This window comes from Candidatus Palauibacter sp. (assembly GCF_965237495.1).
Taxonomy (GTDB): Bacteria; Gemmatimonadota; Gemmatimonadetes; order Palauibacterales; family Palauibacteraceae; genus Palauibacter.
Map to the genome: position 1 here is coordinate 2,532,387 of NZ_OZ250143.1, position 25,021 is coordinate 2,557,407.

Consider the following 25,021-nt stretch of genomic DNA (forward strand, 5'->3'; position numbering starts at 1 on the left):
CTGAGCGGTTATCCGAGCGGTTGGTTGAAGCGGTTCATCGTCGCTTCGACGCCATGTTCGAGCCAGTGCTCCACCGCCTCCGCGGCCCGCGGGAAGGCGCCCAAGGCGGCTTCCTCCTCCGCCCGCGGCATGCGTGCCAGCACCCAGGCGGCCAGGTCGATCCGGTCGTCCGCGGGCCGCCCGACGCCCAGCCGCAGGCGAGGGTAGCCGTCGTGGCCGAGCGTCGCCGAGAGCGACGTGAGCCCGTTATGCCCCCCCGGCGCACCACTTCGCCGCACGCGAAAGCGCCCCACGGGCAGGGCCACATCGTCAACGAGGACGAGCATGTCCGCCCCCGGGTCGAACCATCGCGTGGAGAGCAGCGCCGCCAGGGCCGCGCCACTCCGGTTCATGTACGTCAGCGGCTTGTGGACCTCGATGTCCGGGCGCGTGGCCGCCGCGGCCCATGCCGTGGTTCCCTCGACGCGAAACCGGCCGCCACCCCAGCGCCGCACCAATCGATCCGCGAGCCACCAGCCCACGTTGTGCCGGGTATCCCGGTACTCGCGACCCGGATTGCCCAGCGCCAGAACCAGCCGCACCGGTCTCGCGCCCGATCGGCGCTAGCCCTCGGCTTCCTCCTCGGCTTCGGCTTCTTCCTCCTCGCCCTCCTCGACTTCCACTTCCTCTTCTACCTCTTCGGCGGCCGGCGGCACGATGGTGCAGATCGTCTCATCCATATCGCCGAGAACGGTGACCCCACCGGCGTCGACGTCCGAGACGTGGATCGCGTCTCCGATGTCGAGCTCCGAGATGTCGATCTCGAACCCGGACGGAATCTCGCCGGGCAGACACTCGACCTCCATCTCGTGCCGATGCTGCTGCAGGATCCCGCCCATCTCCATCCCGGTCGCGGTCCCGACCAGATGGATCGGAACCTGAACGCGGATCTTCACGTCCGAGCGGATCTCGAAGAAGTCGACGTGCAGCAACTCGGGCCGGAACGGATGGCGCTGAATCTCGCGGATCAGCACCGGACGGGGCTTTCCGCCGTCGACCTCGAGGTCGATGACCGTCGTCGCCGCGCGAATCCGGCCCAGGAGTCGCGTCAGTTCCTGCGTGTTCAGCTCGAGCGCTTCGGCTTCGTCGCGGCGCCCGTACACGACGGCGGGCAGCCGGCCGCTCCGGCGGAGCTGCCTCGCGGCGCCCTTCCCCGACGTGGTGCGGGTCTGCGCCGTCAGCCTTGAAATTTCCTTCGTCATCTCTCTCTCGACTCGCTTCCATCGATTCGGTTCGCTTGATGCATCACTTGAACAGTTTGCTCACGGAACTGTTCGTGTGCGTGCTCTCGATCGCCTGGGCCAGCAGGCTCGCCACGGAGAGCACCGTCAGGTTGGGGAGTGCTTCCTGCACCCCGGGGCGGAGCGGCACCGTGTCCGTCACCGTGATTTCCTCCACGTCGGCGCCGGCGAGGCGTTCCAGCGCCGGTCCCGAGAAGAGCGGGTGCGTGGCGAGGATGTAGATGTCCAGCGCCCCCCGTTCCTTGAGGACTTCGACCGCCGACACCATGGTGCCCGCGGTGTCGATCATGTCGTCGGGGACGATACAGTGTTTTCCCTCGACGTCGCCCACGATGTTCGAGACCTCCGCCTCGTTGGGCGCCGGCCGCCGCTTGTCGATGATCGCGATCTCACCACCAAGCCGGCGGGCATAGCCTCTCGCCATCTTCGCGGCGCTCACGTCCGTCGCCACCACGACCAGGTTGTCCAGCTTCTTCATCTCGTAGTAGCGCCGGAACACCGGAGCCGCGTACAGGTGGTCCACCGGGATGTCGAAGAAGCCCTGGATCTGGTGCTGGTGGAAGTCGATGGAGAGGACCCGGTCCGCGCCGGCGGCCGTCATCAGGTTCGCGAGCAGCTTCGCCGCGATGGACACGCGGGGCTGATCCTTGCGGTCGGAGCGCCCGTATCCGTAGTAGGGCACGACCGCCGTGACTCGCTCCGCCGAAGCCCGCTTCGCCGCATCGATCAGGATCAGGAGTTCGAGCAGGTTCTCGGCGGGCGGGTTCGTGGGCTGAATCAGGAAGACATCGCGCCCGCGCACGTTCTCGTTGATGCGGACGAAGATCTCTCCGTCCGCGAACCGCTTGATCGTGACGTCGCACAGCGGCTCGTCGAGCACGTCCGCGATCCCCTGAGCCAGAGCGGGATTCGCGCTGCCCGAGAGCAGCATGATCGGACTCGTGTGGAACGAGAAGTCCGTGGTGTCCATGCGTGTCGACCTGGCTCGCTGATCTGGTTCCGGCTCGCTCGCGTCCACGAGGACACGGAGGTCATGCCGGAAGGAGGAAAAACATGTGGGTCCCGAACCCGTGCGCCGCGGGGCCTCACACCCCGGCGACAGCCGCCTAGACTACCGGTGGAAGCGTGTTTCTGTCAACGAGATGGCACTGGTCGCGCGCGGGCCGCTATTCCCCGGCCGACGCGTCCGGGGCCGGGATCGTGTACACGACCCTCGTTGGATACGCAAACGCCACTCCGTGCCGCTCGAAGCGTTCGTGGAGGGCGAGTAGTATCGCCTGCTTCGCATCCATGAAACGGTCGTACTCGGGGACGGTCATATGGAAGATCGCCTCGAACTCGACGGCCGACTCCCCGAAGCCGGAGAGGTGGCAGCGATCGAAACGCGCCTCCGCCTGCGTCCCGACGATCTCCTCGATCCAGGCCGGGATCCTGGCCAGAAGTTCGCGCGGCGTGTCGTAGGTGACCCCGACCTTCAGCACCCCGCGCCGGTCCTCCATCCGTCCGAGGTTCCGGATCCGGGTGTTGATCACGTCGCTGTTTCCGACGATGAGCTGCTCGCCCCCCAGGCTCCGCAGCCGCGTCGTCTTGAGGCCGATGCGCTCCACCGTGCCCATGTAGTCGCCGACGACGAGGAAGTCGCCGATGACGAAGGGTTTGTCGAGGATGATGGACAGCGACGCGAGCAGGTCTCCGAGGACGTTCTGGGCCGCGAGGGCGACGGCGATGCCGCCGATCCCGAGGCCCGCGAGGAGGGCCGCGACCTCGACGCCGAGGTTGTCGAGGATGAGGAGGAGGACGACGGACCACACCCCGAGCCGGCCCACGAACGAGAGGGCGCTCACCAGCGTCACGGCCTCCGCGTCCTCGCCCGCCGTGTGGTCCACGAAACGCGTGACCCAGAAGGCGATCGCGGCGTTGGCCCACATGCCGCCCTGGACGACGATGGCGATCGCGGCGGCGCGCCGGATGATGAGCGCCACCGTGGCGTCGAGTTCGAGCGCCAGCGAGGCGACGAAGAGGGCCACGAAGAGGATGAGGCCGAACTTCGTCTCGCCGAGCACGTCGGCGACGAGGTCGTCGATCGAGGTCTGCGTGCCGCGGGCGAAGCGTACGAACCCCCGCAGCGCGTAACGTTCCAGGACCCACAGCCCCAGCGTCGTCGCCGCGTAGATGCCGGCGGCGCTCAGCCACCCGCCAAGGGTGTTTCCGTAGATGGTCTGGTCCAGGCCCATGCGCCGGACTCCTCTGTATCAGGTGTATCAGGAAAGTTGGTTCAGCATCTCCGCTACATCGGTCGTCGGACGGCGGCATGCGAAATGTGAACAGACGTACGCGGTCGCGCGTCCGTCGCGGACGTCGTACGCCCCGGTGAAGGGGGCGACCGCCTCGAGGTCGGCCGCCGCGCGCCCGCCGGCCGCGCCATCCGCCGGCTTGAAGAGGACCGCCGTGCGCGGCCCGTAGCGGTCCGTCAGCGCGGCGAGCATGTGCTGGGTATCGGTCGAGTCCGGTTCCCCGCTCACCACCACCTCGTGCGCCGGCCCCAGCGCCAGATCGAGCGCCACGAGCGACATCGTGTGCGCGGAGGGGGCGCCGCCGACGGGACCGGCGAGCGCGCGGCGCAGCGACTCGGCCCGGTCGAGGAGCTCGAGGTCGCCCGTGAGCCGGCCCAGCCGGAGCAGGGCGTACCAGGTGGCCGCGTTGGCCGAGGGCGTCGCCCCGTCGTAGACCTCCTTCTGGCGCACCGGGACATCGCGCTGCTCCGCGTCCACGTTGAACACGCCGTGCCGGTCCGGATCCCAGAATCGCTCCAGCAGTTCGTCCAGCAGACCGCGGGCCTCGCGGAGCCAGCGCGGGTCCCAGGTGGCCGCGTACAGTTCGATGAGTCCCCAGGCCAGGCAGGCGTGGTCCGCCGCCCCGGCCGGGATGGCCGATTCGCCGTCCCGGTGGCGATGGAGCAGGCGCGCGTCTTCGTCGCGCAGCCGTTCGAGGATGAAGTCCGCCGCCCGCGCCGCGGCCTCGACGAGCGGCTCGTCCCCGAAGACGCGTCCGCCGCCGGCCATGGCGGCGATCATGAGGCCGTTCCAGTCCGTGAGGATCTTGTCGTCGAGCAGCGGTCGGACGCGGGTCACGCGTCTCTCGAACAGGACCCGCCGGACCTCCTCCAGGCTCTCCTCGACGGTGGTGACCTCCTCGCCGAGCGCCGCCGCGATCTCCGCGGGCGTCTCCCTCAGGTGAAGGATGTTCTCGCCCGTCCGGAGTCCCGACGCCTCGTCGGCGAAGTTCCCGCGCGCCTCGACCTGGAACGCGCGCCGCGCGAGGCGTGCCGCCTCCTCGCCGAGCGCCGCGCCGACCACCTCGTCGAGTTCCTCGCGGGTCCAGACGTAGAACGCCCCCTCCCTGCCCTCGCTGTCCGCGTCTTCCGCGGAATGGAACGCGCCGCCGGGGTCCGTGAGATCGCGCGCCACGTACTCGAAGATCTCCCCGGCCACGCGCCGGTGCGCCTCGTCACCCGTGATCTGCCAAAGTTCCGTGTACGCCATGGCGAGGAGCGCCTGGTCGTACAGCATCTTCTCGAAGTGCGGGACGAGCCAGCGCGCGTCGGTCGAGTAGCGGTGGAACCCGTACCCGACGTGGTCGAAGATCCCGCCCCGCCGCATCGACACGAGGGTCTTCTCGACCATCTTCACGCCGCGCGGATCGCCGGTACGGTCGCTCCAGCGGAGGAGGAAGAGGAGCTGGTGTGGCGCCGGGAACCTGGGGGCGCGCGAAAACCCGCCCTGGTGAGGATCGAAGCGCGCCAGCAGATCGCTGAACCCCCGGCGCAACGTCTCCTCGTCCAGCGACCCGTCCGCGGAGCCGATGCCCTGCGCCTCGACCTCCCGCACCGCCTGCAGCGCCGAGGCCCCGGCCGCCTCGACATCCGCCCGCCGTTCCCGCCACAGCCCCGCGAGCCGGGGCAGCAGTTCCAGCATCCCCCTGCGGCCGACCACGCTCTCGCGCGGGAAGTACGTGCCGGCGAAGAAGGGTTGCTTGTCGGGCGTCATCACGATCGTGAGCGGCCAGCCGCCCTGACCCGTCATCAACTGGCACACCGTCATGTAGACCCCGTCGATGTCCGGCCGCTCCTCCCGGTCCACCTTGATCGAGATGAAGTCCCGGTTGAGGAGCGCCGCCACGTCGGGGTCCTCGAACGACTCGTGCTCCATCACGTGACACCAGTGACAGGTGGCGTAGCCGATCGAGAGGAAGATGGGACGATTCTCGGCCCGGCTCCGCTCGAACGCCTCCTCGCCCCACGGATACCAGTCCACTGGGTTGAAGGCGTGCTGGAGGAGGTAGGGGCTCTTCTCGCGCGCGAGCCGGTTGGCCCGGTGCCCGGCGTCCCGGGGCGCCGGGTCGCAGTCGCAGTCGGAGTCGGAGTCGGAGTCGGACATAAGTTGGCCCCCCAGGGGTCGAACCTGGATCACCGGCTCCAAAGGCCGGTGTCTTGCCATTAGACGAGGGGCCAGAAGCGCCGAAGATGGCGCGCGGCGCCCGACCGAGTCAATCGCTGAAACGGCGTCCCGACGCCTTAGACGGGGAGTTGGACGTCCACGAGTTCCGGCATCCGCCCGCCCGCCGCAACGGAGAGTTGGTGCCGGGCGCGGCTGCGTTCCGCCTCGTTGCGGAAGACAGCGAACAGGGCGGAGCCCGATCCCGTCATCCCGGCCGCCTCCGGCTCGCACGACCGGAGCCGCTCGAGGGTCTCCGACAGCTCCGGGTGGCGGGCGAGGACCGGCGCCTCGAGGTCGTTGCGAATGAGCCGCTCGAGGGATTCCCAGCCCGCCAGACGGGTGGCCCCCGGGAGCACCGAAGCCGATCCGGGGTCCGCGTCGCCCCGGCCCAGCCAGCGATAGGCCTCGGGCGTCGAGACGTGGATCGGGGAGCAGACGAGGAGCGCCGGGCGGGGCCGTGGCGGCCGCAGCGGCAGGAGGCGGCGGCCGCGTTCCCACCCCAGCGCCATCGGCACCCCGGTGAGCGCGAACGGCACGTCGCTCCCGATCTCCCCGGCCAGTTCCACCACATCCCGCTCCTCGAGCCGGGGCCAGCGGCGCGCAAGAAGCCGCAGCGTCACGCCGGCGTCGGCGCTCCCCCCGCCGAGGCCGCTGCCCATGGGGATCCGCTTCTCGAGACGGATATGGACGGCGGGGCGCCCCCGCTTCGGGAACGCGCGCTCGAGGAACCTCTCCGCCGCACGCCAGCACAGGTTCTCGGGTCCCTCGGGCACGCCGGCCGCCCGCGGTCCCTCGAGCGAGAGGTTCACGCCACCACCGGCCGCCTCCGGCCCGGCCTCGAAGAGGCTGACCGTGTCGGTCAGGCTGGTGCGGGCGAGCAGCGTCTCGACCCCGTGAAAGCCCGTCTCGTCCCGTGCGAACACCCGGTGCCGCAGGTTGATCTTCGCGTGCGCCTCGGCGGTCCCAATGAGCCCGGGCGCACCGTGGGCGGGTGTCATCCCGAGGCCTCCGGCGTCGGCGCCGCGCTCCGACCGAACTCCTTCCGGCTGATCCCCAGCCGCCGCATGTACCAGATCCCGAGCACGGTGATGGGGATGAAGGTGAGGATGTGGTAGCCCGCCGCGAAGCTGATGATGCGCGCCGGTTCGATCTGATGCAGTTCCAGCGCCAGGCGGGCCGCGGTCTCGAACGGTCCGAAGAAGCCCGGCGTGGACGGGATCGCGACCGCGAAGCTGATGGTCGTCTGGAGGACAAGGGCGCCCTCGAAGCCCGGCTCGCGGATGTCGAAGGCGAGAAACCCGAGGTAGAAGGAGAACGCGTTCCAGCCCCAGACGGCGAACGACCACAGCATCGCGCGGGCGAAGACGTGCGCGTGGCGCAGCGCGCCCAGTCCCTCCACGAACGCGGTGAGGATCTCGTTGATCCGGTCCGCCATGCGGTCGGGGCCGAGCCGGTGGGACCACTTCCTCGCCAGCCGCAGGAAGCGGCCCGGGAAACGGACGAGCAGCCCGAACGTGATCAGGCTCAGCGAGACGAGGATGACGACCACCGTGAAGAAGTCCCTCAGGGTGCCCGACGCGGCCTCGTCGACGCCGCCGATGAGGAAGGCGGGGACCAGGAACACCATGAGGACGATCGCGTCGAGCAGGCGCTCTACCACGAGCGAAGCGAGAGACGCGCTGAGCGACACCGGTTCGATGCGCGTGAGCGAGTAGGCGCGGGCGAACTCCCCGAGACGTCCCGGGAGGACGTTGTTGGCCATGAACCCGATGCACACGGCGGCATATCTCGAGGCGAACGGGAGGTGCCCGTCGGAGACACGGAGGAGGATCCGCCACCGGATCGCACGCAGGTGGAAGGTGAGCGTGGCGACGACCGTGGCGGCCAGCAGCAGCCACGGATCGGCCTCGCCGAGGTGTCGCAGGAGTTCGGCGGCGGAGACGTCCCGGAGCGCATAGAAGAGGAGGGCGATCGAGACGAGAACGCCGACGAGAACCGTGATCCGGCTTCTCACCCCCGCGCCTCGCGCACGAGATCCGACATCTCGAGCACCGCGCGTTCCATGCCCACGAGCACCGAGCGGCTCACGATCGAGTGGCCGATGTTGAGTTCCTCGCACTCCCCGATCGCCGCCACCGGCCGCACGTTCTCATAGGTGAGCCCGTGCCCGGCGTGCACGCCGAGGCCGACCGCCGCGGCCCGCGTCGCCGCATCCTCCAGCCGCGCCAGTTCGTGGTCGGCGCTGGTCTGGTCCGGCGCGTTGGCGTACTCGCCGGTATGCAGTTCGATCGCGTCGGCACCCAGTTCCGCGGACGCGTCGACGGCCCCGGGGTCCGGGTCGATGAAGAGCGAGGTGCGGATCCCGGCGTCCTGCATCCGCGCCACCGCGGCGCGGATGCGAGCCGGATCGGCGGATAGGTCGAGCCCGCCCTCGGTCGTCAGCTCTTCCCTTTTCTCCGGGACGAGGGTGGCCTGGCCCGGCTCCCAGCGTTCGGCCAGGGCGAGGACCTCCTCCTGGGCCGCCAGCTCGAGGTTCACGAAGGTGCGGACGGTGCTCAGCAGAAGTTCGACATCGCGGTCCTGGATGTGGCGGCGGTCCTCGCGCAGATGCACGGTGATCCCGTTCGCCCCTCCCAGTTCGGCCAGCACGGCGGCGCGCACGGGGTCCGGCTCGTCGGTGCCGCGCGCCTGCCGCACGGTCGCCACGTGGTCGATGTTCACGCAGAGCCGGCAGTCGATCAGGTGCAGAAAACTGGTGTTCGCCATGGTGTGCTCCGGTCCTGGCCTGGCCTGGCGGCCCGCGGCAAAGGGTCTGGCAGTTGCTAGGCGGCGTCGGCCTGTTCCACGGCCAGGCCGCTCTCGCGCCAGCGGCCGATCACGCCGGCCGGCACGCGCGCAAGAATAACGACCCGGCCCTCTTCGTACGCCCGCTCCAGCACTTCGCCTTCGCGATAGGCTTCAGCGAGCCGGGCGCCATCTCCCGCCGGCAGGCTCACCCGCACCGTCTCCAGCCGAGCCCGCATCGCGGCCTGGAGCGCCTCGCGCAGCGGGTCCAGTCCTCCCTCCTCGAGAACCGAGGTCAGGACGTGCGGACGCGCCGCCGCGACCGCCCGCTCGCGGAGAGCCCGCTCCTCCTCGTGCGTGAGCCGGTCGATCTTGTTGAAGACGTGCAGGACCGGGCGGTCCGCCGCGCCGACCTCCGCCAGCACCGCCTCCACCACATCCCGCTGCGCCTCCCAGTTCGGCGACGACGCATCGATCACGTGCAACAGGAGATCGGCCTCGGACAATTCCTCCATCGTGGCCCTGAACGAAGCCACCAGATGGTGGGGCAACTTCCGGATGAAGCCCACGGTGTCGGTGAGCAGGATCGGGCCGGGCCCGTCGAGATCGCAAACCCTCGTCGCCGAGTCGACCGTGGCGAACAGCCGGTCCTCCACGAAGACCTCGGTGCCGGAGAGGCCGCGCAAAATGGACGACTTTCCGGCGTTCGTGTACCCGGCGAGCGCCACCTTGAACTGCTCGCTCCGTGCGCGGCGCTGGGTGACGCGCGCCCTGGCGATGTGGTCGAGCTTGTGCCGCAGCCGGGCCAACCGCCGGTCGATCAGGCGGCGGTCGGTCTCGATCTGCTGCTCGCCGGGCCCGCGGGCGCCGATGCCGCCTCCCTCGCGCGAGAGGTGGGTCCACATGCGCTTGAGCCGCGTCCGCATGTATTGAAGCTGGGCGAGTTCGACCTGGAGTTTCGACTCCGAGGTCCGGGCTCGGAGCGCGAAGATGTCGAGGATGAGTTCGGTTCGGTCCAGCGCGCGTATGCCGAGTGCGGCTTCGAGGTTGGCCCCCTGGGCCGGCGAGAGCTCCTCGTCGAAGATGGCGAGCGTCGCCTCGTGTTCGTGGAGCATCCGGGCCAGTCGCTCGACTTTGCCTTTGCCGATATACGTCGCGGCGCTGGGCGTTCGAAGACGCTGAATCACGACGCCGCGGACGTCCGCACCCGCCGTACCGGCGAGCCGGGCGAGTTCCTCGAGGTGCTCGTCGACGGCTTCCTGCGGCATGTCGCGGGGCGGCGCGCCGACCAGGATCGCGCGCTCGGTCGCGTCGTTCGATGTCATTCTGTCGATGAAAGCTCCTCCTCCGCGGCCTCCCCCGGCCCGACTTGAGCGCGGTCCCGGAGCCGACGGATACGCTCGAGCCTGCGCCGCGCCTCGACTTCCCACCCGCGGTCCCCGGGATCGTACCAGATTCTCCCGCGCAGCGACTCGGGAAGGTACGACTGGCGGGCCACGCCGTCTGCCTCGTCGTGATCGTAACGGTACCCCGATCCGTAGCCGAGTTCCTTCATGAGGCGCGTGGGTGCGTTTCGGATGTGGAGGGGCACGGGCGCGGCCGGCGTCTCGCGGGCCGCGCCGGATGCGGCGCCGAAGGCCCGGTAGACCGCGTTCGACTTGGGGGCGATGGCCAGATACGCGACGGCCTGGGCGAGCGCGAGATCACCTTCCGGGCTGCCGAGAAAGTGGTACGCATCCCGCGCCGCGATCGTGACGGCGAGCGCGCCGGGGTCGGCGAGGCCGATGTCCTCGGAGGCCATGCGCACGAGACGCCGTGCCAGGTACAGGGGGTCCTCCCCGCCGTCCAGCATCCGGGCGAGCCAGTAGAGGGCCGCGTCCACGTCGGAGCCGCGCACCGCCTTGTGGAGGGCGGAAATGAGGTTGAAGTGCTCCTCGCCCGACTTGTCGTAGCGCGCGAACCGCTTCTGCAGCGCGGCTGCCACATGCTCGACGGCGATCGCGGGCGCACCGTTGGCGCGGGCCAGGTCCGCCGCCGTTTCAAGCGCGTTCAGCGCCCTCCGGGCGTCCCCGTCGGCCTCGATCCCGAGGCGAGAGAGGGCGTCCGCATCGATCGTGAGACCGTAGGCCCCGAGCCCGCGCTTCGGGTCGCGGAGGGCGCGGGCGCAGATCTCGCCGACTTCCTCCGGCGCCAGCGGGTCGAGCACGAACACTCGGGTGCGTGAGAGGAGCGGCCCCACGACCTCGAAGCTCGGGTTCTCGGTCGTCGCTCCGATCAGCGTGACCGCGCCGCGCTCGACGTGCGGGAGGAGGGCATCCTGCTGCGCCCGGTTGAAGCGGTGGATCTCATCCACGAAGAGGACGGTACCGCGGCCGGTGGCGACCCGGCGCGCCTTCGCCTCCTCGAGGATCTTTCGCACGCGGGGGATGCCGTCCGTGACCGCCGAGAAGGGGATGAACGCGGCCTCCATGCGGCTGGCGAGCAGCCCGGCGAGGGTCGTCTTCCCGGTCCCGGGCGGACCCCAGAAGATGAGGCTCGGCACGCGGCCGCTCTCGATGAGCTGGCGCAGGGGCCGGCCCTCCCCCACGAGCTTCGACTGGCCGACGAATTCGTCCAGCGAGCGCGGCCGCACACGGGCGGCGAGAGGCGCGGCGGCGGCGCCGGAGCGCTGCGCGCGCGGCTCCAGACCCGGGAACAAGCTCGGTTCGTCAGGCATCGGCTCCTGGTGGCTCATCGCCGGCGGGGGGGGGGGCCGGATCCGCGGCCCGGCCGGGATGCCTCGGTGAGCGCGCCTATCTCGATCAGCCGCCGGGCCTCCCCGAGCAGGCTCCCGCGGTCGTTGCGGCCCGGGTCCTCGAGCACCTGCTCCAGCAGTTCGTCGAGCAGGAGCCGCACGAGAGGACCGGGTGACACCCCGAGCGAGAGGAGATCGTCGCCCTTGACCGCGAGGTCGGCGAGGCTGAGCGGCGGCGCTTCGAGCCACTCCCGGCGCACGCGCTCGCGGGTCGCCTCCAGGTAGCGCTCCGCCTGCTCCGCCCGCTCCGCCTCTTCGGCGCGCGCCCCGGCGAAGTGCAGCGCGAAGACGTCCTCCCACGCCTTGCCGGCGGAGGCGAGCCAGCGCCGGTGCTCCGCGGCGGAGCCCGTGGGCCCCACGAACGGGAGGAAGAGCCGCGCCAGCCGCGTGACATGGCGCCGGTCGGCGTTGGAGAATCTGAGCCGCGACAGCAACGCCTCTGCGACCCCGGCGCGCCCCTCCGGCGTGTCGGCCGCCGATACGACCAACCGAGCCAGCCGTACGTTCAGTGTCTGCGCCGGGACGGCATCCACGGCGCCGAGCGCGGTCAGCCACGCGTCGCGGTCGGCGGCGAGCCCGAGCATCTCCGGGTACCAGTGGGCGAGCGCCCCGCGCGTCGCGTACAGGTCGAGCCCGGCGGACGGCTTCAGGTCGCCGAGCACCTTCAGCAGTTCCTCCCGGACGCGCTCGGCCGACAGCACGGCCAAGCCGTCGACCGCCTCCCGCAGGGCCGCGTCCGTGCCAAGCTCCACGGCCCAGCCGAAGCGTCCGGCGAACCGGAACCCGCGCAGCACCCGCAGATAGTCTTCCCGGAAGCGGGCCCCGGGATCGCCCACGGCGCGCAGGATCCCGGACTCGATGTCCGCCAGGCCGTCGTACGGATCCCGGACCTGGCCCGACGCCGGCCGCCACGCGATCGCGTTCACCGTGAAGTCGCGGCGGCCCAGATCTTGCTCGATCGACGACGCGAAGACCACGCGGGCGTGCCGGCCGTCGGTCTCGATGTCGCGCCGAAAGGTCGTGACCTCGTACAGAACCCCGCCGTCGAGCACGCCCACCGTCCCGTGCGACACGCCGACGGGGACGGTGCGCGGGAAGAGATCCATGACCTCGTCCGGACGCGCGTCCGTCGCGAGGTCCCAGTCCGCCCGCTTCGGATCGGCACCGCCCCCGATCTGCTGTACGAAGGCGTCGCGGAGGGAGCCGCCGACGGCCCAGGCCTCGTGGCCCGCGCGCTCGAGCCGCCGGGCGATCCGCCGAAAACCTTCGGGCGGCGCGAGGCGGCCCGGATCGAATCCGGTCATGGGAGGACCGTTGAAACCCCGAGCCTCGCAGCGTTCCCGCGCGGGCGGTCGGGACTCAGCCGCACAGCACGCTGCCGCCGTTCACGTTGAGGATCTCGCCGGTGATGTGACGGGCGGCGTCGGAGAGGAGGAAGCAGATCGGCCCGGCGATATCCTCGGGCGTCGCGACGCGCCCGAGCGGGATCAGGGCCAGGGCGGCACGGCCCGCCTCGCCCTGGAGCGCGGGCGCGGACAAGTCCGTGGCGACCCACCCCGGGGCGACGGCGTTCACGTTGATCGAGCGCGGTCCGAGTTCGGTCGCGATCGACTTGCAGAACGCGTTGATGGCGCCCTTCGATGCCGCGTAGTGGCTGTGCTCCGCCTCCCCTCGCTGGGCCGCGGTCGAGGAGACGAGGACGATGCGGGAGTCCGGGCCCATTCGGCGCGCGGCCTCGCGCGTGCCGGCGTAGATCGATGTGAGGTTGATGTCGAGCATTCGGCGCCATTCATCCGGACCCAGCGCCTCGATCGGCCTCGGGTCCACGTTCCAGATGCCGGCGTTGCCGACGAAGCCATCCAGGCCGCCGAACTCGGCGTCCGCACGCTCGAACAGCGCGCGACACTCCGCGGGCTCGGCGAGGTCGCCCCCCGCGCACCAGTGGGTCCCTCGCGGGGCCAGTTCTCGCGCCTCCTCGACTGCCCGCCGCGCTTCATCCGAAGCCCGGTAGTAGGCGACCCCGACGGACGCGCCGGAGGCCGCGAGACAGCGCACCGTCGCGCGGCCGATCCCGCGCGAGCCGCCCGTCACGAGTACGCGCTTGCCCGCCAGCCCGGGCAGACTCCCGCTCATCCGGCGTCTTCCCGCGCCTCGGCGCGCGTGTGGAAGCGCTCGCCGATCACGCCGCGCGGACCGATCCGACGCGCGAGGCGGAGCGCCCGGGCCGCGCTCCCGCCGAGGCCCGGTTCGGCGGCGGCTTCGAGCGCGTACGTAAGGATCGCGTCGGCCGCCAGCAGGTTGATCGCACTTCTGCGAGTTCCCTCCCCGTTGGCGACGGTCTCCAACGCGTCGAGGGCCACGGACACGAGCCCCTCCTCGTCGTCGCTCGGGACGCCAACCACCAGCGAGCGGATCGCGTCCGCCAGCTCCGGCGGCGCCTCCCGGAGCCGGGCCTGCAACCACGTCTCGAGTGTGATCGACGGGCCGGTCACGTGGGGCAGGTTCATGCGATCAACCGGACAGAGCCGGGATCCGGGCGGACGCCAAGGCCCTCGCGGCCCCGAGCCCTTCCTCGGCGAGAGTGGGGTCTCCCACCCCGCCCTGCGCGAAGCGGGCCCCACCTCCCCCGCCGGATCCCGTCGCGCGGCTCGAGGCGCGCACCAGATCGCCCGCCTTGAGTCCGTGCTGTATGAGGTCGTCCGACACCACGGACATGAACGCGTGACGGTCCTTGTCGGGGTAGACGATGTGGAGGACCGCGGCCCCCGACCCCAGCCCCCCGCGGACGCGATCGGCGAGGTCGCCCAGATCCGTCCCGGCGGGCACCTCGATGCGCCCCGACACGAACCGGGCTCCGTTCGTTCCGGCGGCGGCGAGGAGAGTCTCGATCTGCCGCACCGTCGCCTCGCCGCGTTGGCCCTCCACCTCGCTCGCCAGCCGGTCGCGCTCATCGAGGAGCCGCTCCATGCGGGCCGCCAGGTCGTCCGGCCGGCACCGCAGTTGCTCGGTGAGCCGGGCGAGCAGCCGGTCCCGTTCGAGTTCGCGCTCGTAGGCCCCATGCCCCGTCACGGCCTCGATGCGCCGGATCCCCGCCGCGACCCCCGTCTCGGAGACGATCCTGAACGACCCGATCTGCCCCGTCGTGCGCGTATGCGTGCCCCCGCACAGTTCCATACTCAGGCCGGGAATCTCGATCACCCGCACGACATCCCCGTACTTCTCCCCGAAGAGCGCCATCGCCCCCGCCGCGATCGCCTCGTCGTACCCCCGCAGCGAGGAGAGGATTTCCGGATTCGCGAGGATCCCCCCGGTGACTTCCCCCTCGATATCCGCCCGCTCCTCTTCGGTGAGCGGACCCCGGTGGCTGAAGTCGAAGCGGAGGCGATCCGGAGCTACCAGCGAGCCAGCCTGGAAGACGTGCTCCCCGAGCCGGCGCCGCAGCGCCGCGTGCAGGAGGTGGGTCGCCGTGTGGTTCCGCTCCGTCTCGCGCCGCCGAGGGTCGACCTGCGCGAGCACCGAGTCCTCGATCACACCCTCGGTGTCTTGCAGCGATCCCTCCGCCAGCCGCCCTGCCACCACGGTGCGGCCCTCATCGCTAGAGACGGAGGTCACATCTACGGCCCACCCATCTCCGATCACCCGCCCCGTGTCCGAGATCTGGCCGCCACTCTCGAGATAGAACGGATTCCGTTCCAGCAGGAACGCGTGCACGCCGCCACGGGCCCAGCGTCGGCAGTCCGTCTCGACGTCCAGGTCCGCGTAGCCCACAAACTCCTGCCTCAGAGCCTTGTCCCAGCCCGGACCGACCACTCCCACCGCTGGTGAGAGCTCAAGGTTCACGTTGAGGGTTTGGCCGGCACCGGATCGCGAGCGGGCGGGGCCCTTCGTGCCTCCCGCCTTTCCGGCCGATAAGTCCATGCTGGTGGTTTGGCCGGAGCCGGACCGAGATCTGGCGCGCTGGGCCTCGAGGGCCTCGCCGAAGCCCTTCCAGTCGACGTCGTAGCCCCGCTCGCGGGCGATGAGGCCGGTGAGGTCCTCGGGGATGCCGTAGGTGTCCTTGAGCTTGAAGGCGACCTTGCCCGCCACCGTCCCCGTGCCGCCGGGGGGCATCGCGCGGTCGATCTCGCTCATCCCTCCCTCGATCGTCGAAAGGAAGAGCTCTTCCTCCGCCTCGGTGGTTGCGAGCAGGTGCTCCCGCCGCGCCTCAAGTTCGGGGAAGGTGGGCGACATCTGGCCGACCACGACGCCCACGAGGTCGTGGAGCATCGCGTCGCGGCGCCCCAGAAGCCAGTAGTGCCGGACCGCGCGGCGGAGGATCCGGCGCAGCACGTAGCCGCGCTTCTCGTTCGACGGGAACACGCCGTCCGCGAGCAGGAACGCGACGGCGCGCGCGTGATCCGCCAGCACCCGGAACGCGACGCCGTCCTCCCAGTCCTCCGGCGCGAGCGAGTACTCGAGCCCGAGCCCTTCCTGTGCCGCCTCGATGAGCGGGAGGAAGAGATCCGTGTGGTAGTTCGTACCCACGCCCTGCAGGAGGGCCGCGATGCGCTCGAGCCCGGCCCCCGTGTCGATCGAGGGTGCCGGGAGCGGGGTGTCGGTCCCGTCGGGCGCGCGGTCGAACTGCATGAACACGAGGTTCCAGAACTCGATGATCCGGTCCGTCTCGCCCGCGGCCTCGAACTGGTCATCGGTGATCCGGTCGTCCAGATCCGCCCGCCGGTCGTAGTGCAGCTCGGAGCACGGGCCGCACGGACCCGTGTCCCCCATCTGCCAGAAGTTGTCCTTGTCGCCCATCCGGCGGATGCGCGCCTCGGGAATCGCCGTCAGCTCGAGCCACAGCTTGAACGCGTCGTCGTCGTCGTGATGCACCGTGGCCCACAGCCGCTCGGGCTCGAGCCCCAGATCGTCGGTGACGAACTCCCACGCGAACTGGATGGCTTCGCGCTTGAAGTAGTCCCCGAAGGAGAAGTTCCCGAGCATCTCGAAGAAGGTGTGGTGGCGGGCGGTCCGCCCCACCTCCTCGAGGTCGTTGTGTTTGCCGCTGACGCGCAGGCACTTCTGGGAGGTGACGGCGCTCGGGCCCGGACGCTCCGCTTCCCCCGTGAAGATGCCCTTGAACTGCACCATCCCGGCATTCGTGAACATGAGGGTCGGGTCACCCGCGGGGACGAGCGAACCGCTGGGCAGGTGCAGATGCCCCTGTCGCTCGAAGTATGAGATGAACCGGCCCCTGAGTTCGTCCGCCTTCATCGTCTGATCTTCCGACCCGCTGTATTCGGTTTTCCCGTTGCCGGCGGCCGGCCCGGCGGCAGCCGCCGGCCCCGCCCGCCCTACGCGCCCGCGCCATCGTCCTCAGGCCAATATGCCTCGATCCAGGCCCGAACGCTCCCCGCGGAGAACCCCCGCCTCGCCAGATAGGCGAACAGGCGGCGGCGCGCCGCTGCCGGTTCCGTCTCCTTCAGCCTCGACGCCCGCCTTACGGCGACGCGCTCGAGCAGCGCGCCCTCCGTGACCCCTTCTTCGGCCATCGCGGCGCGAATCCCCTGCTCGGCAGCCTCGGGCGACACGCCTCGCGCCAGGAGATCGGACCGCATCCTCCGAACCCCGCACGGCCGCAGCCGAATACGGTCGCGGGCGAAGGCGGCCGCGAACTCCCCGTCGTCCAGATACCCCAGTGCTTCCAGCCGTTCCAGGGCGCGCTCGATCCCCGCCGGATCGATGCGAGCCCGCCCCAGCCGTCGCTCTACTTCCCGGCGGCTCCGCGGACGGACGGAAAGGTATCGCAGCCCCACTCCCATCGCCTCGGCCCGGGCCGCGGACGCGCGTACGGCGGCGAGTGCGGTCTCGCCGAGGTCGGCCCCGACCTCGAGCCGCAGGCGGTACACGTCCTCATCGGGAAGCAGGCAGGGGGCGGCCCCGTCGAGTTGGATCTCCGTCCAGCCGGACCGGCGCTTCGCCGGGGAGAGACCGGTTACTTCAGGCATGGGCGGTGCGACGGGCCGAAAGGACAGCGTCCTCTTCCCGCACCGGCCGCGGCCGGCGATGGGCCGCGGCCGGTGCCGCGATTCAGCGGCGCGCCGCCTGATTCATCGACGCGCCGGCCTTGCCGGCGGCTTTGTCCGAGGGCGCACCCTTCGCGGCACCGTCCGGTTCCGGCACCGTCATCCCGAGTTCCTCGCGGATCCGGGCCTCGATTTCCTCCGCGATGTCGGGATTCTCCCGCAGGAAGGCCTTCGAATTCTCACGGCCCTGGCCGAGCCGGACGTCGTCTCCGTAGGAGTACCAGGCTCCGGCGCGATTCACGATGCCGTGCTGCTCGCCCATGTCGACCAGGAGGCCTTCCCGGCTCACGCCATGGTTGAACATGATGTCGAACTCGGCCTGCTTGAACGGCGGCGCGCACTTGTTCTTGACGATCTTCACGCGCGTCCGGTTGCCGACCAGGTTCGTGCCTTCCTTGATCGACGCGATCCTGCGGATGTCGAGCCGGAGCGACGCGTAGAACTTCAGCGCCCGGCCGCCCGTCGTCGTCTCGGGACTCCCGTACATCACGCCGATCTTCTCGCGGATCTGGTTCGTGAAGATGACGGCGGTGTTCGAGCGGCCGATCGCTCCCGTCAGCTTGCGGAGCGCCTGCGACATGAGCCGCGCATGCAGGCCGACGTGGGAATCCCCCATCTCGCCCTCGATCTCCGCGCGCGGGACGAGCGCCGCGACGGAGTCGATCACGATGACGTCCAGCGCCCCGGACCGAACGAGCACTTCCGCGATCTCGAGCGCCTGTTCGCCGGTGTCCGGCTGCGAGACGAGCAGGTTCTCGATGTCGACGCCCAGCTTCTGAGCATACCCCACGTCGAGCGCGTGCTCGGCGTCGATGAAGGCCGCCACGCCCCCGTCCTTCTGCGCGTTGGCGATCACATGCAGCGTGAGGGTCGTCTTTCCGGAAGATTCCGGGCCGAAGATCTCGCTGACGCGCGACCTCGGAATCCCTCCGATCCCGGTGCCGTGATCCAGGTTCAGCGCCCCGGTGGAGATGGCCGGGATGCGGACCCGGGCCCCATCGGTCCCCAGTCTCATGATGGCCCCCTTTCCGTGGGCCCGCTCGATCTGGTTGAGGGCGACGGCAAGCGCTTTCTTCCGCTCCTGGTTCATCTCCACACCCATTTCACTCTCCCGGATTCCGAGGGTCCGCGTATGCGACGACCCGACCGCCCATGGCCGGGGGTTTCGTCGGTTCGGTTGCGGCCCGTCGCGACGGAGCTTGAGAATACCATGATTCTCGACCTTTCGCAATTTCTTCGGTTTCCTTCCGACCGCGCCGTCCGCTGGCTTCCGACCAGTGTGCGGGCGGGTCTCAACCGGACGTCAACCGCGGGTCGCGAGGGCGGCCCCGCACGCGGGACAGAAGGCCTCATCGCCGCCCAGCGGCGATGCGCAACCCGGGCAGCTTCCCGGGGGCTCGGGGCCATCCCCGGGGCCGCGGGCACGGCCGCCCTCCGCCCCCGAGGCCGCGGCGTTACGCGCTTCCAGGGCCTCCCGCTCCAGGCGCTCGCGGACGGCCGTGTACTCCTCGTCGGAGAGCTTGCCGGTGCGGTACTCCAGTTCGAGATCCCGGAGCGCCTCGATCGCGGCGTCGCGGCGCTCGGCGGCCCCGAGCGCCGCCCCCGTGTCCTCTCCGGCCCGTATCGCGGCCCAGATGATCGTGGCGAGGAGCACGAGCAGGATGCCGCCGAAGAGCACGAACCCGGTCACGCGGGCCTCGCCCTCCGGCCCGCGGCGAGTTCGAGGGCGCGCTCCGCGGCCTCCACCGCGCCGTCCGCGGTCTCGTCGGTGACGCCCTCGGGGAGCCTCGAGGCGAGTCCGATCACGGGAATACCGAACTTCCGGCAGAACGCCGCTTCGCTCAGCGTCCCCCACTCCCCGGCGATCGCGACGACCGCCTCCGAGGCCCGCGCCACCAGCACGTTGCGCGCCTCGCCGAGTCCCGTGGGGATCGGGATCGTGACCCCGCTCGCCGCACCGGCCGCATCGGAACCGGGCAGGATCCCGACCACCGTACCTCCCTCGGCCGCGGCGCCCTCCGAGGCGGCTTGCATGACGCCGCCCATGCCGCCGCAGATGACGATCGCGCCGGCGCGGGCGAGGGTCGCCCCCGCGGCCCGCGCCAGGTCGGCCTCCCGCGCGGTCGCGACGCCCGAGCCGATGATCCCGATCCTCAGCGGACGCAAGCTCAGCGCTCCAGCTGCAGGGTCACCGGCCCGTCGTTCGTCAACTCCACCTCCATCATCGCGCCGAACTCGCCTTCCGCCACCTCACCACCCTCCCGGCACAGCGCCACGAATCGCTCGTACAGCGCGCGGGCCGCGGCGGGCCGCGCGGCACCGACGAAGGAGGGGCGCCTGCCGCGGGATGCATCGCCGTAGAGGGTGAACTGTGAGACGACGAGCAGCGCCGCCCCCGCGTCGCGCGCCGACCGGTTCATGCGGCCCTCGTCGTCCGCGAACACGCGCAGGCCCCACAGTTTGTCCGCCATCCAGCGCATCCCGGCCTCGGAATCTTCCGGCGCGAACCCCACGAGGACCACCAGGCCGAGGCCGATCCGGCCCACGACCTTGCCTCCGACCCTCACCCGGGCCCCGCTGACCCGCTGGATCACGACTCGCAATTATGCGACCTCCCCCGGTTCTCAGTGCGCCGACTTGTCCACAGGAAGTGGAAAACCCGGGCCCGCAAAAAGATGCGTCGAGTTTGGGCGTCGAGCGACGGTGCCGCTGCGTCCACGACAAATCGACTTTATATGGACATTATATCCACATTTTATGGACGCACTTTTTTGGAAAAATATCGCCGGTGCGACCGACGCCCTCTCCCACACGGAACAACCGGCGATGGGGGGGAGCCGGTGTGGGGGAGTGGCGCCTCCCGAGGGAAATCCTCCCCGGTGTTCCCGCCCGCTTCCCGGCGCACGGGACCTCGGAGCCACAGGGGGTAGATGCACTCAGCCCCTAGCCGCCCAGAGGGCGTCAGGGGCTGAGCGAGGAGGCTTGTTTACAGCTATCAACCGCCCGATCCTGTTAGCTTGCGCGGTCCTTCAGGATCTCTGCGAGCTTCGGTACCCGTTGCCCGATCCAGCTGTGCGTGATCCCTCGTTCGTTGGCCACTTCGTTCCGTCGCCGGAACTCCGCCGCCTCCGAACCCCGGGGTGCGCGCCCCGGTTCGCGATCCCGCATCGGGCGACTCGCGGTGCGGTCGTCGGCCTCGACCTCCGGTAGGTCGGTACCGCCTCCCTTGGCACACACGAATACTAAAAAGATTTTTTTCCATCGTCAATCCCCGATGGGACCGAGTCGCAGTTTTTCAAAAAGTTCGTCAACGAGATGCGCGATTCCCCTAACGATCCGGGAACAGAATTCTCTGTTTTGCGTTTCGTCGCTGCCGTCGGCACGGGTTTCGATAGGGGCTCATCGTCCGGACCAGAGGTCCGCGGGGCGCGCCGATACGCGCGAACCCGACCGCACCAGGTGTTCGAGCAGGCGGTTCAGGAGGGCGTCCGCGGGAAGGGTCCGCCTGAGTCCGGACACGGTGGCCACGATGACGAGACGGTCCCGGGCGCGGGAGAGCGCGACGTTGAGGAGCCGGGGGAAGTCGCGGTTTCGCCGCTCGTCCAGGAACCAGCTGCGTCCCGGCGGCGCGTCCACGGTGTCGATGACGACGAGCCTCTTCTCCTGGCCCTGGAAGCGGTGGATGGTACTGATCTGGAGATCGGCCGGGGCCGCGCGCCCGAGCCGCCGCCGGACGAGGTCCCGCAGCTGCCGCGTCTGCGCCCGGTAGGGGCACACCACGGCGATTTCGGCGAAGCCTTCTCTCGCGGCCTGCGCGAGGAAGTCCGCCACGACCTCCGCGTGGGTCCGGTTGCGGCGCGATCCGTCCGCCCGTTCGACCCGGGGGTCGAGCCCGCTCGTGTCGAGCACCGTCACCGGGCGGCCCTTCGTCGCCCGGTCGCGCACTTCCGGCGCGTCCCGCAGGCGCCCGCCGTAGAAGAACTCGCTCACCAGCTCCCGAATGCCGGGGGCCATCCGGTACTGGAGGTCCAGCATCGCGCAGAGTCCGTCGCTCGCGGACGGCAGACCCGCGTCGCGCACGTTATCCACCACGCCGACTTCCCGGAACAGATCCGTCCGGAGCCACCGCTCCGCCGTCGCGGCCGTACTCGTGACGACCGGCGGCAGTTGCTGGAAGTCTCCCACGGCGATCGCGGGCCCCGCCACTCGCGACGCCGCGAGCGCCACGTAGGGGAGCGGCGCCGTGCTGGCCTCGTCGATGAGGAGGGACTCGAACCGCAGCCGGCGGAGTTCCTCCCGGATCGAGAGGCGGGCGAAGGTGGTGAGGACGATGTCGGCCTCCTCGAGCACGCGCTCCGCCTGTCGGGTGATCCCGAGCAGCGCGCGGCCCAGGGTCCGCGCGGCCTCCGCGTCTCCGCGCGACCTGGCGAGCGAGAGCAGGCGGCCCGCGCGGGCGTAGGGGTTGAAGGCGGAGGCGTCCCCGCGCTTCCCGGCCCCCGCATTCGCCCCCGGGCGGGCGATCGCCCCGAACTGGCCCTCCAGACCCGCGAGCGTGCGATCCACACCGCCGGCCCCGCCTTCGATCCGCCGCGCCACGGCGGCCCCGAAGTCGATCCGCGCGTCCGGGGCGCTCCCGAGGTCGAACCCCACCCGGATGATCCGATCCCCGTCGAGGAGGGCCGGGTCGGCGATCGACGCGAGGCGGCGCGCGATCTCGTCCACCGCGCCGTTCGTCGTCGCCGTGACGAGCACCCGTCCGCGGCGGGCGAGTTCCAGCGCGGCCCGCGCCACGAGTCGCGACTTGCCCGTTCCCGGCGGACCCCAGACGAGCTGGGCGCTGCTTCCCAACACGCGCTCGAGCGCGTCGCGCTGGGGTTCGTTGAGGTCTTCGGACGAAGCGAGGCGCGGGGCATCCCGGCCCAGCCGGGGCGGGAGCCTGCCGAACGCCTCGAGCACCGTCTCCGGGAAGAACTCGTCCGGGTCCTCGGCCACTTCGGCCAGCCGGAGAGAGAGTTCGCGCAGAAGCCAGGTGGGATCGAACTCCAGTTCCGCGCCGTCGAGGCGTTCGCCCAGCCATTCGGGGCTCACCACCTGCAGGAGACCCAACGTGCGGTCGAAGCGCTGGACGACGCCCAGCACGTCCCGTGCGCCGGCGTGAATCCGGACGCGGTCGTCCGCCCGGATGTCGTACATTCCGCCCGCGATCTGGAAGGCGTACCGGTAACCCGTCCCCGCCTCGCCGCGCGAACGCCCGGAGAGCGCCGATACGGGCCGGTCCAGCCCCCGGCGGACCAGGTCCGCCGTCACGGCCTCGATCTCTTCCTCGACCGCGAGGCGGAGGTCGGCCACGAGAAGCCACAGCGACTCGAGCGAGTCAGGAGTTTGCATGCCGGACCATACGAAGAGGGCGGATCCTGCGCGCGAGAACGCCCGCACGGACCCCGCGCCCGCGGACTGGAGCCCCGAAACGCTGCGCGCGGCGCTCGGGCGCGCCTCCGAGTGGACGATCGACTACCGGCGCCGTGTGGGAGGGTTCCCCGTCTTCCCTGCCATCGAACCCGGCCAGGTGCGGCGCGCACTCGGGGACCGGCCGCCCCGGGAGCCGGACCCCTTCGAGCGGGTGCTGGCCGACTTCGATGAGCATATCGTCTCCGGTCTCACGCACTGGAACCATCCGGGCTTCCTCGCGTACTTCTCGAGTTCCACGCGGGCGCCGAGCATCGTGGCGGAACTCCTCATCGCCGCGGTCGGGGTCAACGCAATGTTGTGGCGGACCTCGCCCGCCGCGACCGAGGTCGAGCGCACCGCGGTGGACTGGTTGCGGCAGGCCGTCGGCCTGCCGGCGTCCTTCTCGGGCCTGATCCTCGACACGGCGTCGACGGCCACCTTCACGGCTCTCCTGGCCGCGCGTGAACTGGCCGGGACGCGAGTCCGGGCAGATGGGCTCGCGGGAGGCCCCGCCCTCGCGGTCTACACCTCCGAGCAGTCGCATTCGTCGGTGGAGAAATCGGCGCTTGCCGCCGGGCTGGGGCACCGTTCCGTGCGGCGCATCGCGGTAGACGACGCCTTTCGCATGCGGCCGGAGGCGCTCGAGGCGGCGATCACGGAGGACCTGGCGAGGGGCGTGCGGCCCACCATGGCGTGCGCGACCATCGGCACGACGTCCACCGGCAGCGTGGACCCGGTGGAGGCGCTGGGGGCGGTGGCCCGGCGCCACGGCGTGTGGCTGCACGTCGACTCAGCCTACGCCGGGCCCGCGGCGATGGTCCCCGAACAGCGCGAGCATTTCCGCGGCTGGGAGGCGGCGGACTCGATCGTCCTTAACCCTCACAAGTGGCTCGGGACCTCGCTCGACTGTTCGGTGCTCCTGTACCGGGACGTGGCTCCCTTCCGGGAGTCGCTCGCCCTCACCCCCACCTACCTCGAATCGGAGGACGACGAGATCGATCTCATGGACATCGGCCTCGCGCTCGGCCGCCGCTTCCGGGGGCTCAAGCTGTGGATGCTCTTCCGGTGCGTGGGTACCGACGGTCTGGCCGGGACGATGCGGCGGCACATCGCGATGGCCGAGGCGGCGGCGGACCGGCTCGCGGGGGGCGGCGTGTTCGAGTTGGCCGCCCCGGTGTCGTTCAGCACCATCTGCTTCCGGGCAGCGTCGGGGGGCGATCCGGCGACGGAGGATGGCTGGAACCGCGAGATCCTGGCCCGGGTCAACGCGGGGGGCCGCTCCTTCATCTCGCACACGGAACTCGCCGGACGTTATGTTCTCCGTTTGTCCGTCGGGAGCGTTCACACGGAGGAGCGCCACCTTGACGAGGTGTTGGAGGCGCTGCACCGGGCCGCCGACGAACTCTCACCGGGAGGACCGGGTATGAACGCCACATCACGCATCAGAGTCGTCGCGGCCCTCCTGCCGGGTCTCGCCCTCGCGTGGGCGGGCTGCGCGGCCGAGGCCGGGAGTACGCAGGAAAGCTCGGTCGTACCGGCCAACGCCGAGGTCGCCCGCGAACGCGCGGACCGCAGCCGGATCAAGGGCGAGGAGGGCGCCCCCCTGCGGGTGGTGGAGATCTCCGACTTCCAGTGCCCCTTCTGCCGGCAGTTCCACGAGCAGACGCTCACGCGGATCGACAGCGCGTACATCGAGGCGGGCAAGGTCAGCTACCTGTGGATCGCGTACGCCAACCCCGGACATCCCCAGGCCTTCGTCTCGACCGAGGCCGCCTACTGTGCCGGGGCCGTGGGCAAGTTCTGGCCCATGCACGACATCCTGTTCGAGCGTCAGGACGAGTGGAGCGGCGTGCCGGACCCTTACGCGCAGTTCATGGAATACGCGGACGAGATCGACATCGACACCGAGTCGTTCGGCTCGTGCGTCCGCAACAGCGTACTGGCCCCGCTCGTGCTGCGTGACTACACCAGCGTGACCCAGGCCGGGATCTCGAGCACGCCCTACTTCATCCTCGGCGACAGCGTGGCCATCCGGGGCGCCGCCGACTTCGGCACCTTCTCGTCGGCGATCGACACCCTGCTGGTGCTGAAGGGCGGCGGCACGCCATAACCGTCAGAACCGGCGCCGGCCCGCCGGCGCCGCGCCGACGCCGGCCG

General features: G+C 70.6%; 21 protein-coding genes and 1 tRNA gene. 1 reads left to right on the forward strand and 21 read right to left on the reverse strand.

Annotated elements, in window-relative coordinates; all coding sequences use genetic code 11:
• Positions 1 to 8: 8 nt before the first annotated feature.
• The 21 genes from pth to ACPXY0_RS11270 form a co-directional block, all read right to left on the reverse strand.
• The gene (gene pth, locus ACPXY0_RS11170; protein ID WP_423924601.1) at positions 9 to 581 is read right to left on the reverse strand and encodes an aminoacyl-tRNA hydrolase; all 573 of its coding nucleotides are present in this window, start codon (positions 579 to 581) and stop codon (positions 9 to 11) included.
• 21 nt (positions 582 to 602) lie between these two features.
• Positions 603 to 1,241 (reverse strand): 50S ribosomal protein L25/general stress protein Ctc, encoded by a 639-nt coding sequence (locus tag ACPXY0_RS11175; protein WP_423924602.1) that lies wholly within the window; start codon positions 1,239 to 1,241, stop codon positions 603 to 605.
• Positions 1,242 to 1,284: 43 nt separating this feature from the next.
• Positions 1,285 to 2,250, reverse strand: a complete 966-nt coding sequence (locus ACPXY0_RS11180) for a ribose-phosphate diphosphokinase (protein ID WP_423924603.1) — start codon at positions 2,248 to 2,250, stop codon at positions 1,285 to 1,287.
• A gap of 196 nt (positions 2,251 to 2,446) precedes the next feature.
• Positions 2,447 to 3,514 (reverse strand): mechanosensitive ion channel family protein, encoded by a 1,068-nt coding sequence (locus ACPXY0_RS11185; RefSeq protein WP_423924604.1) that lies wholly within the window; start codon positions 3,512 to 3,514, stop codon positions 2,447 to 2,449.
• A 27-nt stretch (positions 3,515 to 3,541) separates the two neighbouring features.
• A complete protein-coding gene (locus tag ACPXY0_RS11190; RefSeq protein WP_423924605.1) occupies positions 3,542 to 5,716 on the reverse strand; it encodes a thioredoxin domain-containing protein in 2,175 nt (724 codons plus the stop codon).
• A gap of 3 nt (positions 5,717 to 5,719) precedes the next feature.
• Positions 5,720 to 5,790: transfer RNA gene (locus ACPXY0_RS11195), tRNA-Gln, on the reverse strand.
• A 63-nt stretch (positions 5,791 to 5,853) separates the two neighbouring features.
• Positions 5,854 to 6,774: a 4-(cytidine 5'-diphospho)-2-C-methyl-D-erythritol kinase gene (locus ACPXY0_RS11200; RefSeq protein ID WP_423924606.1), complete on the reverse strand. Its 921-nt coding sequence runs from the start codon at positions 6,772 to 6,774 to the stop codon at positions 5,854 to 5,856.
• Positions 6,771 to 7,790, reverse strand: coding sequence for a lysylphosphatidylglycerol synthase transmembrane domain-containing protein (locus tag ACPXY0_RS11205; protein ID WP_423924607.1), 1,020 nt, complete (start codon positions 7,788 to 7,790; stop codon positions 6,771 to 6,773). The genes ACPXY0_RS11200 and ACPXY0_RS11205 overlap by 4 nt, the downstream gene beginning before the upstream one ends.
• Positions 7,787 to 8,542 (reverse strand): pyridoxine 5'-phosphate synthase, encoded by a 756-nt coding sequence (locus ACPXY0_RS11210; RefSeq protein WP_423924608.1) that lies wholly within the window; start codon positions 8,540 to 8,542, stop codon positions 7,787 to 7,789. The genes ACPXY0_RS11205 and ACPXY0_RS11210 overlap by 4 nt, the downstream gene beginning before the upstream one ends.
• Positions 8,543 to 8,598: 56 nt before the next feature.
• Complete coding sequence (gene hflX, locus ACPXY0_RS11215) at positions 8,599 to 9,885, reverse strand: GTPase HflX (RefSeq protein WP_423924609.1); 1,287 nt, start codon at positions 9,883 to 9,885, stop codon at positions 8,599 to 8,601.
• Positions 9,882 to 11,276, reverse strand: coding sequence for a replication-associated recombination protein A (locus ACPXY0_RS11220; protein ID WP_423924610.1), 1,395 nt, complete (start codon positions 11,274 to 11,276; stop codon positions 9,882 to 9,884). The genes hflX and ACPXY0_RS11220 overlap by 4 nt, the downstream gene beginning before the upstream one ends.
• 14 nt (positions 11,277 to 11,290) lie before the next feature.
• Positions 11,291 to 12,658, reverse strand: coding sequence for a CCA tRNA nucleotidyltransferase (locus ACPXY0_RS11225; RefSeq protein ID WP_423924611.1), 1,368 nt, complete (start codon positions 12,656 to 12,658; stop codon positions 11,291 to 11,293).
• A gap of 55 nt (positions 12,659 to 12,713) precedes the next feature.
• A complete protein-coding gene (locus tag ACPXY0_RS11230) occupies positions 12,714 to 13,487 on the reverse strand; it encodes an SDR family NAD(P)-dependent oxidoreductase (protein WP_423924612.1) in 774 nt (257 codons plus the stop codon).
• Positions 13,484 to 13,861: a hypothetical protein gene (locus ACPXY0_RS11235; RefSeq protein WP_423924613.1), complete on the reverse strand. Its 378-nt coding sequence runs from the start codon at positions 13,859 to 13,861 to the stop codon at positions 13,484 to 13,486. The genes ACPXY0_RS11230 and ACPXY0_RS11235 overlap by 4 nt, the downstream gene beginning before the upstream one ends.
• A 4-nt stretch (positions 13,862 to 13,865) precedes the next feature.
• Positions 13,866 to 16,604: an alanine--tRNA ligase gene (alaS, locus tag ACPXY0_RS11240; RefSeq protein WP_423924614.1), complete on the reverse strand. Its 2,739-nt coding sequence runs from the start codon at positions 16,602 to 16,604 to the stop codon at positions 13,866 to 13,868.
• Positions 16,605 to 16,684: 80 nt separating this feature from the next.
• The gene (locus ACPXY0_RS11245) at positions 16,685 to 17,338 is read right to left on the reverse strand and encodes a regulatory protein RecX (protein ID WP_423924615.1); all 654 of its coding nucleotides are present in this window, start codon (positions 17,336 to 17,338) and stop codon (positions 16,685 to 16,687) included.
• A gap of 82 nt (positions 17,339 to 17,420) precedes the next feature.
• Entirely contained in the window at positions 17,421 to 18,518 is a 1,098-nt protein-coding gene (recA, locus tag ACPXY0_RS11250) for a recombinase RecA (protein WP_423924616.1), read from the reverse strand.
• A 201-nt stretch (positions 18,519 to 18,719) separates the two neighbouring features.
• On the reverse strand, positions 18,720 to 19,106 hold the full coding sequence (locus tag ACPXY0_RS11255; RefSeq protein ID WP_423924617.1) for a hypothetical protein: 387 nt from the start codon (positions 19,104 to 19,106) through the stop codon (positions 18,720 to 18,722).
• Positions 19,103 to 19,582 (reverse strand): TIGR00725 family protein, encoded by a 480-nt coding sequence (locus tag ACPXY0_RS11260; protein WP_423924618.1) that lies wholly within the window; start codon positions 19,580 to 19,582, stop codon positions 19,103 to 19,105. Before ACPXY0_RS11260 ends, ACPXY0_RS11255 begins: the two co-directional genes overlap by 4 nt.
• 2 nt (positions 19,583 to 19,584) lie before the next feature.
• Positions 19,585 to 20,010 carry a D-aminoacyl-tRNA deacylase gene (gene dtd, locus ACPXY0_RS11265; protein ID WP_423930668.1) on the reverse strand — a complete coding sequence of 142 codons (426 nt, stop codon included), beginning with the start codon at positions 20,008 to 20,010 and terminating at the stop codon, positions 19,585 to 19,587.
• A gap of 805 nt (positions 20,011 to 20,815) precedes the next feature.
• A complete protein-coding gene (locus ACPXY0_RS11270; RefSeq protein WP_423924619.1) occupies positions 20,816 to 22,804 on the reverse strand; it encodes a DEAD/DEAH box helicase in 1,989 nt (662 codons plus the stop codon).
• Between ACPXY0_RS11270 and ACPXY0_RS11275 the strand changes: the two genes are divergently transcribed.
• Positions 22,803 to 24,974 (forward strand): aminotransferase class I/II-fold pyridoxal phosphate-dependent enzyme, encoded by a 2,172-nt coding sequence (locus ACPXY0_RS11275; RefSeq protein WP_423924620.1) that lies wholly within the window; start codon positions 22,803 to 22,805, stop codon positions 24,972 to 24,974. The two genes, ACPXY0_RS11270 and ACPXY0_RS11275, sit on opposite strands and share 2 nt — an antisense overlap.
• The last annotated feature ends 47 nt before the right edge of the window (positions 24,975 to 25,021 follow it).